Below are 13,416 nucleotides of genomic sequence, written 5' to 3'. Positions count from 1 at the left end.
ATCAACGCGGCGATCAACATCGAACGCAAGGGCATACTGGAATTACAAGCGGCGGGACTCGTCGTTTCTGCCCATGGAGGCCAGCGTAAATCCGTCACACAGACGGTTGCGGTCTAAGAAGTGGGAATCCTCGCCCGACAGGGCGGGGAGCAGTCACATGAAAAATAGCCACATTCCCTGTGGCTAAAATGATTTTGGTGTGCTCTTTTTTTTTATTATTTACTTCAAGTTGCCTCTCTCATAAGCCCCTTGATGGAAGACACTCAAGCTGTTACTGCTTCAACTTGTTTGACAGGAACAAGATGACAACAATCGCTTTCACCTGTTTTTTCAAAGGTTGATAAACGGGTGATTAAGAGTGAATTCATGTCTGTTAATAATCCCTCTGTTTGCAGTTTTTGCATGATGTTTTCATCACAGTCATTATTATTTTGACGTTGATAAGCCACAGGCGTTACACCACGTAATACCGTCAATTGACCTGCAAGTGAGGGATTATCTGTTAATGCATATACATTGTTGTTTGGCATAAAGCGTGACAATAAGGTCACTGATTTACCATTTTCTGTTAATGCGGCAACACTTAAATGCTTGTCGTCATGGAAAGCTGTTGTCGCTGCGGCTAACGCAATCCAACGACCTGTTTGTGAATAGTAAGACGGTGTTTGCCATGGGTTTTCAACATTCGCGGCAAAAGAGCGCTCAGCCCCTTCAGCTACGCGAGCCATTGCACTAACGGCTTCCACGGGATATTTTCCTGCCGCTGTTTCGGCTGATAGCATTACTGCATCAGTTCCATCACCAACAGCATTCGCAATATCCATGACTTCTGCACGAGTTGGCATCGGGCTTTCAATCATAGATTCCATCATTTGAGTAGCTGTAATAACAGGACAACCTAATGCGCGACAGCGTGCGATTAATAGTTTTTGAGCCCCCGGTAAGCTGGCATCCCCAATTTCAACAGCGAGATCGCCTCGCGCTACCATAATGACATCAGATGCTTTAATGATGTCGTCCATATTTTCTTCACAGGAGACCACTTCTGCACGTTCGACTTTAGCAACGATCTTGGCATGGCTGCCTGCCGCAATCACTAAACTGCGCGCATATTCAATATCAGCACCATTACGAGGGAATGACACTGCAATATAATCAGCTCCAATCGCGGCAGCTGTGTGTATGTCTTGTTTGTCTTTTTCTGTTAATGCAGGTGCTGATAAACCGCCACCAAGTAGGTTAATGCCTTTACGGTTAGAGAGTTTTCCACCTACAGTAACTTTTGTTTCAATTTGATTATTATTTACTGCGCTGACTTGTAATTGGATATTACCATCGTCGAGTAGCAGAATATTCCCTGGTGTGACTTCTTGGACAAGTTGTGGATAATCCAAACCAACTTGTTGCTCATCACCTAATGTGCTGTCTAAATCAGCATTTAGAGTAAATGTATCGCCTGGTTTTAAATTAACTGAATCGTTTCGGAAATTAGAGATGCGAATTTTAGGTCCTTGGAGATCAGCTAATATTCCGATAAATATACGATGTTTTTCTGCGACCTGACGGATAGTTGCTGCTGTTACCTGATGTTGTTCTCGAGTGCCATGTGAAAAATTTAAACGAAATACATTAGCACCCGCCAAAATTAGTTTTTCAATCATGCTTTCTGAGCAGCTAGCAGGCCCAAGTGTCGCAACAATTTTTGTCTTACGCATAGTGACATTCTCTTTTTAAAATAGGGATACCTAAAGGTATCCCTTGATGACAACTTTATTATTACATGGTTACTTTTTTCGCATTCCAGACCATCATGGCGAGGATCATGGATACGATGGCAGAACCAATCCAGAAATACTGTACTATGCTGAAGTCATAGTGAGTGACACCATCAATTTCAGTGACTTTAATTAATGATGCAGAAATTAATTCTTGTGCTGAGGCTGCAATATAAGCAAATAGTCCAATAAACCCTTTTACTGCACCTACTGCATTTTTTGGCATTAGGTCACAAGCGGTTAAGCCTGCTAAGAACACAACCAGACCACCAATTGCAAAACCAATCATACTTAATGCAATCGCATCCATAACACGGCTTTGTGGTCCCCAGAACATCAGAGCAAAACCTGCGATATTGGCAATACCATAAATCAGTGTTGGAATATGACGGTTAGCGTTAAACAGTTTGTCTGATGCGATACCTGCTAAGATTGCACCAAAGAAGCCTGCGATCGGGTAAGTTGACATGGCAAAACCAGCGTCAATCAGTGAATAACCTTTTGAACCTTGTAAATAAAGGACCGCCCATGAACTGATTGCATAGCGAGAGATGTACATTGCGGCACAAGCTGTAGCGATGATCCATACAGTAGGTTGTTTTAATATGAATAATTGTGCACGGCGTGTTTCTTTTGGATCATTACTTTTAGCCGATTCAGCTTCTTCACCAAATGCAGTTGCTGGTTCTGGTAGACCATAAGTACGAGGGCGATCTTTTAATAGCATTAATAAGATAATACCAGCAGCTAAACTAGCAATACCTGCACCGATAAAGCCTGCGCGCCAGCCAAAGAAGCTTACAACAGTCGCAGTTAAGATCCATGTGATAGCTTCACCGATATTACGTGAGCCACCCCAGATAGAATAAACACTACCTCGTTGTTTTGGTGAAAACCATTGGAAGATAGAGACACAAGAAGGAGCAGAACCGACAGATTGGAACCAACCGTTAATACCCCATAATAGGACAAAGAAGAGACCCGCGGTTGACATCCCCATAAAAATACAGGTAATTGAGGAGGCAATTAACGAGATGGACATAAAGCGTCCAATATTGGCATAATCAGATAAGAATCCGTTAGAGAACTTACCAAATGCATAAGTAAAGAAGAACGCAGAACCCATTAAGCCCAGTTCAGTTGTTGTTACAATACCCGCATCTAGCATGGGTTTTTTTACCACACCAAGTGCCATACGAACGACATAGAACATGGCATAGCCAAAAACAAGTCCTATAAAAACCTGCCATTGGTATTTTTTATAAATTGATCTGATCTTTTCATTAGATTCTTCTAATAGAGGGAGATCTTTTCTTGTTTTAAAGAAATTAAACATATAGATAGCTCCGAAAAAATAGATAAAGCTGAAAGTTTTTAGTCGGAGTGAATACTAACGAGTAGGAAGGAATAACAGCAAAACGTTAACAATGGGTCACGATTGACTCATTACCTTAATTCGATGGGTTAAAACTGTAATCTAGGCAATTTATATTAGTATCAAAAGAAGGGAATATAAGCGTATCTACAAAAAGATTGGGTCATAGTTGACTCACAATCGAAATAAAATAATTGTCATGAAATTTTAAATTTATGATCTTGAGCACAATTCTAAGAAAACTTTTATGGTGAGGAAAATGAAAGGGAAACTTATTCTGTCATTCTTTTGTTTGTTTTTTATTTTCGGTGCAAATGCAAAAGATGATCGGCTTGTTATTTTGACTACACATTCAGATACAGTAATGCGCCCATTAATGTTAGCTTTTGCTGATAAATATCCTGATATTAAAACACAAGTTGTTTATCGACGTGTTGAAATTGCAGAAAGATTAATAAAAAATTATCCTTATCAGTCCATTGATATTGTCATGTCTTCTTCTGCAAATTTTTATCATCATCTTGATAGGGAAGGTTTGCTTTCTCGTTTGCCTATTAAATATGAAACCCCTGATTGGTTATTGAAGCACAGTAGTATTATCAACGATAAGGTAACAACATTTGGTTATTCCGGTATTGGGATTATTAGTAATACACAGTATTTACAAAAACATCAGTTACCATCGCCTAAAAGTTGGAGAGATCTCACTGATCCTATTTATCAAGGTCATTTGACGATGACAACACCCGCTAATTCTGGCACGACACAGCTAATGGTTGAAAATATTTTACAGGAAAACGGTTGGGAAGAGGGGTGGAAAATCTTATTGGAATTGAATGGTAATTTAGCATCAATATCCGCACGAAGTGCCAGAGTCAGTGATGCTGTTGCTCGGGGAATTGTTGGTGCTGGGCCTGTAATTGATAATTACGCTTTCAATCATCAAAAACGGTTTGATTTTATTGATTTCGATTATTTTGATAAATCAATAATTTTACCCGCTTATGTTGCTATTTTAGCTGAAAGTGATAAGCACGTTGAAGCTGGTATTTTTATTTCTTTTCTTCTTTCTGAAGAGGGACAAGAGATTGTTTATAACAGTGATATGGCAAAAATCCCGCTAAGTGAAAATGTATTAAGTACTAATTCTCAATTAGCTGATTCAACAGATTTTATTCTAGATAGTAATAAAGCGTATCATCGCCGTGAAGTTGTTAATGCGTTATTTGATCAAATGATCACCCATAATTTTCCGTTAATGCGCCAAGTTTGGAGTGATATCCATGAAGCAGAAAGACAGGAAAATAAAACGTCAGAACGTCTTGATGCGATTAGTAAAGCACGCAATATAGCAAGTTCGGTGCTGATTAGTGAGAATGAGGCTAATTCACCAACTTTGCAGGCACTTTTTACAAAAGCAGCGGATCAACGAGAGTATTCCGATCAGGCGTTAGCCGTTCTTTATCAATGGCGTACCTTAGAAGCAGAAAAACTTGAACAAGCACGTGCTTTATTAAGAGAAAACAAATCACCCTAACCGCCTTGTGGTTCAGATATACAGCAGGAAGCGCTGTTTTTATGAAAGGTATTACGGATGAAATTATTAGTGCCTAAACAATTTGGCAAATTAGGTAGACGTCTGTATATGGCGTTTATCTTTAGCTCTTTACTCACCTTATTAATTGGTGTGGTTATCTTTTTTATGTGGGGGAAATTGGCGACACAAATTAATGCGTCAGTAGGGGGATCTCTCCCAATGTTAACCACTAGCTATAATATGGAACGTTATAGCACCAATTTACAAATGTTATTAAAAGAGCGAGAGCAGACACAGAGAAAATCAGTTTCAGAGCAACAACAGCAGGAAATTCATCAGTTACTCGATAATTTACGTGAGTTTCCTATTGAGCAAAAGCCACAGCGTGATTTTTATACTCAACTTGTTGATGAGCTTTCAGAACTCATTAATCAGCAGGATGTGTTGCTGGATAAGCGGCGTGAATTAGAGAATCGTCTTGCTCAATTATTGGGGCAATTGGCATGGATGCATGACGCTGTTGGTGAAGATATTAAACCGTTGTTGAATGAAATTGAGTGGCATGTTGGCCAAATGATTAATGAGAAAAATGTACAGGAAAACAGCCTACAACTTTTACTTGAATCCACATTATTACAAGAATTATTTACTACAGAAAATGAGTTAATTAGTTTAGTTGAAGAAATTGCTCACCAACGTTATAGCCGTGATATCGATGTCGCTTTTCATTATATCAGTGTTAAGATTGATGAAATCATCGCCTTAAATCAGAAGCTAAAAAGCTATCCATCAACGATTGCTCACCGCCAGATATTACAAGAGATCATCGCCATTACTCGCTATGATGGTGATATCTATCAAACACTGATTGATGATGTAGATAATGAGAAAAAGCTTAAAGCATTAACTCCTGAACTGAATGAAAAATTATCTCAATTTGATAGTGCTGTAAGAAGCAATGTTTTTGCTACAAGTGAAGCGCTAAATAAGCTTAATGATAATACTCGTAAGCTAATGGCAACGGGGAAAATCGTTATTGTTGTCATCATTATTGCATCACTTTTGCTGAGTATTATTGTGATGAAAATCTTGATTGATAGAAGACTTATCGCAAGATTGAATAAACTAAGTGATGATTTAGCGCATGTTGCTAAAGGTAATTTAACCGAGCCAGTACTGATTGAAGGGCAAGATGAAATAGGCCTATTAAGTCGGCGACTTCGTCGATTTTGGCGTCAAATGAAAGAAGTTGAAGCCAGCAATGCGTTAAATCTTATTAATAACACCGATGCAAGTTTAATAACTTGTCACCACGATGGCAGAATAGAAACAGTTAACCCAAGTGCAGCAATGTTATTAGGAACAGGAAAAGAGCAAAGTAATAAGCCACTTTGGCTACTGTTTAGTGGAGAGGCGAGTTCAATGCTTAAAGCACAATTTGGCTTAACTAGTCAGCTTTATCGCTTAGGGCAGAGTGAATGTATTATTCGAATGGTAAAAGCGGGTGAGCCTCATTTCTTACAATTTAATATTCGAGAATATCCACATAAAGATGAACACAAATATATTGTGACTATCACAGATATTACGCGCCAAGAGTTAAGCCGATTAGAGCTTCAACGGCTGGTGGCATTAAAAACACAAGATTTACAGGATAAAAACCAGCAATTAAATGAAGAGATGTTACGTCGTGAGCAGGCACAAAAACATTTAATTCAGACACAAGAAGAGCTAGTACAGGCCGCTAAAATGGCGGTTGTAGGTCAGGCGATGACAAGCCTCGCACATGAGCTTAATCAGCCACTCTCTGCAATCAACACCTATCTTTACAGTGCAAAACTGACTATGCAGATGGGAAAATATGATCAATTACCTGATTCTATCGAACGTATTGAAAAGTTGTGCGCACGAATGAATCGAATCATTACTGCATTGCGTAATTTCTCACGTAAATCTTCATCTGAAATTAGTTTTGTTTCAGCGCCATTAAAAGAGCTGGTAGATAGCGCGATGGTGCTGGTAGAGTCTCGTTCTAAACGAGAGCAGTGCATTATTAAGAATAATATTCCTGATGAATTAACCATTTGTGCAGATCCGACACAAATTGAACAAGTCTTAGTTAATTTGTTTGTTAATGCGATGGATGCTATTGCGGGTCTCGGTGAAAGCCAGATCACCATTGATCTTTTATCTGTTGATCCCAAAAGAAAATTAGTGGCGATCGCTGACAGTGGAAAAGGATTCAATTCCGAGGTTTTACCCAAATTATTTACCCCATTTACAACCACAAAAGATGTGGGGCTTGGGTTAGGGTTATCCATTTGCCGTTCAATTATGCAACGGTTTGGTTATGAAATTTACTTGGCCTCTACATTACAAGGTGGCGCCATGGTTGTTTTGGAGTTTACAGATGACACAATCACACATGCATGATATCGATGTTTTATTAATTGATGATGATGAAGATATTCTGGAATCTTATCGTCATTTGCTTAATCTTGCGGGAATGGTTGCTAGAGTAACTGACTCACCAGAAAAAGCCTTAAGCTTTTTAACACCAGAATGGCAAGGTGCTGTTGTGCTTGATATCTATATGCCAGCAATGAATGGTATGGAAGTATTAGAGCGCATTAAACAAATAGACTCTCGTATTCCGGTTATCATGATCACCGGCCATGGCGATATACCGTTAGCAGTAGAAGCGGTAAAAAAAGGCGCTTATGATTTTATTGAAAAACCGATTAATCCTCCTGCTTTCTTAGAGTTAGTGTCAAAGGCTCATAAAGAGCGTCAATCCATTCTTTCTCTGAGAAACGCCATAATAAGCACTACACAAGAGCGATTAGTGGGAGACAGTGCGCAAATCACCGCGATCAGAAAACAAGTACAACAAATTGCCGATATCGATAAAGATTTAATGATAGAAGGTGAGATGGGCACGGGGCGTCATCTTCTTGCTCAACTATTGCATGAATTAAGCCCGCATAGTGATAAAGCTGTCCAAACCGTTGATTGTCAAAATTTATCGGATATCAAACAAGTTATTGCTCAAATTGAAGCGGATGAGGTAGGTACACTGATTTTGCGTTCTCCTTATGATTTATCATCAGAAGCACAACGCTGGTTAAGTTCTTATCTTTTAGATATGGAACGCCAAGGAAAACGCTATTTTAGAACGATTGCAATTTTAGAAAATAATACACAGAAACTTGTAACAGAAGGGCGGTTAATCCCTGAATTCTATTACTATTTTTCACAAATCACCTTTTCATTGCCCCCGTTAAGCGCAAGACGCCCAGATATTATTCCGTTATTTAGAGCTTTCTTACGACAAAGCGCGCAACGACTCGGTATTGTTGTACCGAAGATTGATCGTAATTATCTCGATATTTTAAAGCGTTACGATTGGCCAGGGAATATTCGTGAGTTACGAAATGTGGCCGAACTCTATGCGGTAGGCATTGTGAAAATGGTTGATAGTGAACAACATCGAGCTATTATCCCACCAGAAGGCCCTTTAGATAATCTTGTGGATGAATATGAGCGTCGATTAATCGAAGATGCATTATATCTATTTGCGGGACGTGTTAGTGATGTGGCGGATTATTTGGGGATCCCACGTAAAAAGCTATATTTACGAATGAAAAAACATGAGCTCGATAAAGATAGTTATAAACCAAAAGTTTGATTTACCTTGCATGTAGTAAAGCCCGTCCTTAAGGGCGGGAAGGATATTAAAAGCACCTATTTGAGTAAGGGAGGAACTCCCTTCATAGCAATAGCAAAAACTGTCATCTTTATTACTATATATTAAATTTATTTTTCTTAAAATCTTATTAATTGTTAAATATAAAAAAGAAAAAATAGTGACGAGATATCATTTTGTAAAAAATATTATCTCTATTTATCCTGCAAGTTTCCACTCAATAATTGACTATATTAAAAAGAGTGCTCATTAAAAGATTATCATATTTACTTTTTATTTATGATTTGTTTTTATTTTTTATTAAGAATAAAAAACGATATTTAAATATATTGTCATAATTAGATTGTCTAAATTTTAATTAAATTAAAGAATATAAAATTATCAACTAAATAAGATGAATCCTAAGTGTTTTTGTATATATATGGAATTGTTAGTATGATTTGGTTTTATTATCTTAATTTAAATTAATTTCGTTTATAAAAATCTGTAATAATGGCCTTTTTTGGTTTTTATATTTTGTTTACACTTAATAAGTGTTAATTGTGGTGTCTTTATTTTTTATTAAGTAATAATATCTAATTTATATGTTATCTTAGTTTAAAATACCTTAAGTACTCACTTTAAGAGTTATTTCGTAATGTGACTATTCTTTGATATTACTAATGATATCATTTTTTGACTTTTGACTTAATTTACACCTTTTGCGAGTATTTAGTCGCAAATAAGCCAAAGAACATAATTTAAATCTGTTTTTTTGCTTTGAATTTTGTCTCTTACTTTCTGATTAAAATTTATTACTTATTTATATGTCTAATTAAGATGTTTTTATTAATTAAGGAAATTATTTTTATAAAATATTTAAAAATGACGTTTAAATAAGTTAATGCGATTAATTTATTCCATAAATTAATTTGAATATGAATGCAAAAAGGATGCATTTGTAGGATATCCCCTATCTTGATTTTATAAATTAAGAACGGTGGAGTTGTGAATTTTAAATTGTAGAAAGGCGGTGAGGTTTTATGACCTATCGCTTATTTAGTCAGAAACCAAGAAATATCAATATATTTATTGTGTATAAAGGAAATTTTATGAAATTTACTAAATTAGCTTTAGGTGTTGCGTTATCTTTAGTTGTTGCTGCTCCTAGCTTTGCAGCAGATCCTGCTGAAAGTAGTGAAGGTAAAGTACGTTTTACGGGCTTTATCAATGACGTTCCATGTTCAATCGATGATAAAAGTTTAGATCAAACTGTTAAGTTTGGTGAAATCGCATTGCATGAACTGACCAGCAATAAATTCCGTTCAGATAGCGAAAACTTCGATATTATCCTGAAAAACTGCTCAACAGAAACTTACAAAACTGCAAAAGTGTCATTCACCGGTGCAACGGTAAGTGGTTTTGACGGCTATACCGGCGAATTACTGGGCTTAGGTGGCAAAGTACAAAATGCAGGTATCGTTATCACTGACCGTGGTAATAATCCAATTACTTTTGGTCAAGGCTTCCCAGTTGACGGTCACGCTTTAAATAATGGCGACGGCTCTATCACAACATTGCAATTCTCGGCTTACGTGAAAGGTAATGAAGCTGTTGATAAGAAAGCAACAACCGGTTCTTTCGACACAGTCGCTAACTTCAAAGTTATTTACGAATAATTGTTGTTTTTTAATAAGATGTGTGGCGCTTAGGCGCCATACATCTCATCAATATTGTCTTCTGTTAATAATGCTGAGGATGGCATAGCAAAATGAAAAGCATGAAAATAAATAAGATCAAAAAAGTAATGCTTTTATTCTTTATTCCTTTTTCGTTTTCTGTTTTTGCAGAAGAAGCTGTCGATTTTAATACCGATTTCTTAACCGATAAGGGTATTGAAAACACCGATTTTACTAAATTTTCTTACGCAAACTATATTCAGCCGGGTACTCATTTACTGGTTATCGACGTTAATAAACAAAGAGTAAGAAACGAAGAGCCTATTTTATTTTTTGCCCCAGATTACAACGCAGAATTATCTATTCCTTGTATTACTCCAGAGGTTTATCCCATTTTAGGTTTAAAGTCTGAATGGGAAAAAAAAGTCACTTGGTTAACCACAGACAATACCCAGTGCCTTGATTTCCGTTCTATCCCTAGCATGAATGCAGTGGGTGATCTCTATACTGGTATTTTAAATATCAGCGTTCCTCAAGCCTTTATGGAATATCAAGATCCTAGCTGGGATCCGCCTTCACGTTGGGATGATGGTATTGCAGGCTTCTTTCTTGATTACAATATGAACAATCGCCTTATTCGATATGAAAATAATGGAAAAGGCACAGAAACGGGTACCAATATTAGTGGTGTGATGGGTATTAATATGGGTGCTTGGCGCTTTCGTTCAGATTGGCAAGCTTCTGGCGGTAATTTAAATAATAACGATAAATCATGGCGTTGGAATCAGCTTTATATTTTTCGTGCTATTCGCTCTTTGGGTGCCAAATTAACGTTAGGTGAGCAATATCTCTCATCAGAACTTTTTGATAGCTTCCGTTATTTAGGTGCTTCATTAGAGAGTGATAATGCGATGATCCCCCCTCGTTTGCAAGGATATGCGCCTGAAATTGCTGGAGTTGCAAGAACTAATGCCACGGTTATTGTGCGTCAAGATGGTCGTATTGTTTATCAAAATGAAGTGAGCCCTGGACCGTTTCGAATTCAAGACATCAATACATTTGGGGGGGGGACTTTAGATGTTTCTATTGAAGAACAAGACGGTTCTATTCAAACTTTTAAAGTGGAAACGTCGCGTTTAGGAACACTGACAAGACCGGGACAGTTTTTATATAAATTGGTGGTGGGTAAGCCCACTAAAAATGAACATGATACTGAAGGGCCTGCATTTTCATTAGGCTCTTTCTCATGGGGAGCTGCAAATAACACTACAATTTATGGCGGGTTATTGGGCTCAACAGAGTATCAAAATATTGCTTTAGGTTTAGGGCAAGACTTAGCACCATTCGGGGTTCTCTCTTTTAATATTTCAGCGTCACGCGCTGAGATGGGCAGTAACTTTGATGATAAAACGCTATCAGGAACGTCTTATAACGTTACTTATTCAAAGCAATTTGATGAAATAAATAGTCAGATCACGTTTGCGGGTTATCGTTTTTCTCAACGTGACTATTTAAGTATGACTCAGTTTTTAGATGGTCGTTATCGTGGGCTTCATATTGATAGTGGTAAAGAACTTTATACCGCAATCTTTGGTACGGCTTTCCCTGAATATAATATTAATACTTACTTAAACTATTCTCGCCAAACGTATTGGAATCGACCTTCAACGGATAATTATAGTTTTACGGTTTCGAGTTATTTTGATTGGGCTAATTTTAAAAATTTATCGATTAACTTATCAGCTTATAAAGTAGAGTCTAACCATAATAATGACGAAGGTGTTTATGTGTCATTGGGTATTCCACTAGAGCGTAATGAAGCCAATATTAGTTATTCAGGATCTTTTAATCGTCATAATACCAGTAACAGCGTTAGCTATTATGAACGACTTAATGATCGCAGTACGTATAATTTATCTGCGGGAACGTGGGATAGCGATAAAGTTAATCTTTCAGGTTTCTACAATTACGACGGTAATTTAGCCAAACTAACTACAAGTGGTACTTATACTCAAAATAATCAAAGCGCTTTATCGATGCAATTAATGGGGGGAATAACTGTTACTCCAGAAGGAGGAGCATTCCACCGAGTCACATCAATGGGAAATTCACGCATATTGGTTGATACCAATAATGTTCAAGATATTCCGATTAAGACAAGTTTAACGCCAATTGAAACTAACCGACACGGCAAAGCGGTTTTAATGGGAGTACAGAACTACTCTCGTAGCCATATTAAGATCGATATTAATAATCTTCCTGAAAAAGCGGATGCCGTTCAATCGTCACAATATGCCACGTTAACCGAAGGGGCAATTGGTTATCGCAAATTTAATGTGATTGAAGGTGAAAAAGTTTTAGCGGTGATCACCATGGCAAATAATAAATATCCTCCTTTTGGTGCCAGTGTTTATAACAAAGACAAATTAGAAGTCGGCATTATTTCAGACGATGGTTTTGTTTATTTGTCAGGTGTAAAAGCAGGTGAAACTTTAGAGCTTGCTTGGAATGGCGAAACTTGCCAATTCCAATTACCTCAAGTACTAGAAAATAATTTAAGCAACATGTTGTTGCTTCCTTGTAAGTAATTAAATTTAAGTCAACGGTGAATGAAATGAAATATATCAATATAAGAACATTAGGCGCTATCGTTACACTTTGCCTTTTTTCTCAATCCGTTTATTCCGCTATCGCATTAGATAGAACACGTGTTTTATATAATGAAGGTGAGCGCTCAGTCAGTATGGTTTTAGAAAATGAAAATGAATCTAAACCTTATTTAGCACAATCTTGGCTTGAGAATAGTAAAGATGAAAAAATTAATTCTCCTTTTGTGGTAACACCGCCTGTTCAACGTATCGAAGCCGGTAACAAAAGCCAAATTAAAATACAGGCATTACCTGCAATAAATATGTTGCCCACAGATAGAGAAAGTATTTATTACCTTAATGTTCGTGAAATTCCCCCTCGCAGTGATTCTCCAAATGTTTTGCAAATTGCATTACAAACAAAAATTAAAGTGTTTTATCGACCAAAAAGTATTGTCGCACCTAGCCGTTTAGAGGCTAATCCAATGGAAAAAGATATTGTGATTGAAAAACAGGGTGGTCATTACAATGTGAAAAATCCTTCACCTTATTATCTGACTATCACCAAAGTGAGAAAAAATAATACTGAGGTTAATGGTTTTGAGGCCGTGATGATTGAGCCTTTTGGTCAACGTCCATTAGGCTCAAAAGTCGGTGATTTAGGCGCAACGCCAGCAATTGAATATCTCAATGATTTTGGTGGTTTGGTTGAAGTTACTTTCCAATGCCGTGGAGATATTTGTTCAGCAAATATTAAAGATAAGAAGGCGTAATATT

General features: G+C 37.2%; 8 protein-coding genes and 1 pseudogene. 7 read left to right on the top strand and 2 right to left on the bottom strand.

What is annotated here, in order from left to right; translation table 11 throughout:
• A pseudogene (locus QSH13_RS12920) lies at nucleotides 1–117 on the top strand (RNA-guided endonuclease InsQ/TnpB family protein); the annotation flags it as partial.
• Between the two features lie 146 nt (nucleotides 118–263).
• Here QSH13_RS12920 and pyk read toward each other — a convergent pair.
• A complete protein-coding gene (gene pyk, locus QSH13_RS12915) occupies nucleotides 264–1,715 on the bottom strand; it encodes a pyruvate kinase (RefSeq protein ID WP_286039244.1) in 1,452 nt (483 codons plus the stop codon).
• Nucleotides 1,716–1,776: 61 nt separating this feature from the next.
• A complete protein-coding gene (locus tag QSH13_RS12910; protein WP_109396277.1) occupies nucleotides 1,777–3,111 on the bottom strand; it encodes an MFS transporter in 1,335 nt (444 codons plus the stop codon).
• A gap of 298 nt (nucleotides 3,112–3,409) precedes the next feature.
• Between QSH13_RS12910 and QSH13_RS12905 the strand changes: the two genes are divergently transcribed.
• The 6 genes from QSH13_RS12905 (at nucleotide 3,410) to QSH13_RS12880 (ending at nucleotide 13,412) form a co-directional block, all read left to right on the top strand.
• Nucleotides 3,410–4,687: an ABC transporter substrate-binding protein gene (locus QSH13_RS12905; RefSeq protein ID WP_109396276.1), complete on the top strand. Its 1,278-nt coding sequence runs from the start codon at nucleotides 3,410–3,412 to the stop codon at nucleotides 4,685–4,687.
• Between the two features lie 57 nt (nucleotides 4,688–4,744).
• Entirely contained in the window at nucleotides 4,745–7,120 is a 2,376-nt protein-coding gene (locus QSH13_RS12900) for an ATP-binding protein (protein WP_109396275.1), read from the top strand.
• Nucleotides 7,098–8,375 (top strand): sigma-54-dependent transcriptional regulator, encoded by a 1,278-nt coding sequence (locus tag QSH13_RS12895; protein ID WP_109396274.1) that lies wholly within the window; start codon nucleotides 7,098–7,100, stop codon nucleotides 8,373–8,375. The genes QSH13_RS12900 and QSH13_RS12895 overlap by 23 nt, the downstream gene beginning before the upstream one ends.
• 1,109 nt (nucleotides 8,376–9,484) lie before the next feature.
• Entirely contained in the window at nucleotides 9,485–10,051 is a 567-nt protein-coding gene (locus QSH13_RS12890) for a fimbrial protein (RefSeq protein WP_109396301.1), read from the top strand.
• A gap of 92 nt (nucleotides 10,052–10,143) precedes the next feature.
• A complete protein-coding gene (locus tag QSH13_RS12885) occupies nucleotides 10,144–12,639 on the top strand; it encodes a fimbria/pilus outer membrane usher protein (protein WP_109396273.1) in 2,496 nt (831 codons plus the stop codon).
• 26 nt (nucleotides 12,640–12,665) lie between these two features.
• Nucleotides 12,666–13,412 carry a fimbrial biogenesis chaperone gene (locus QSH13_RS12880; RefSeq protein ID WP_286047522.1) on the top strand — a complete coding sequence of 249 codons (747 nt, stop codon included), beginning with the start codon at nucleotides 12,666–12,668 and terminating at the stop codon, nucleotides 13,410–13,412.
• Nucleotides 13,413–13,416: the final 4 nt, after the last annotated feature.

Source organism: Proteus faecis (assembly GCF_030286765.1).
Taxonomy (GTDB): Bacteria; Pseudomonadota; Gammaproteobacteria; order Enterobacterales; family Enterobacteriaceae; genus Proteus; species Proteus faecis.
The sequence above is the reverse complement of the archived record's forward strand: the minus strand, read 5'-3'. Positions and strand labels throughout refer to the sequence as shown.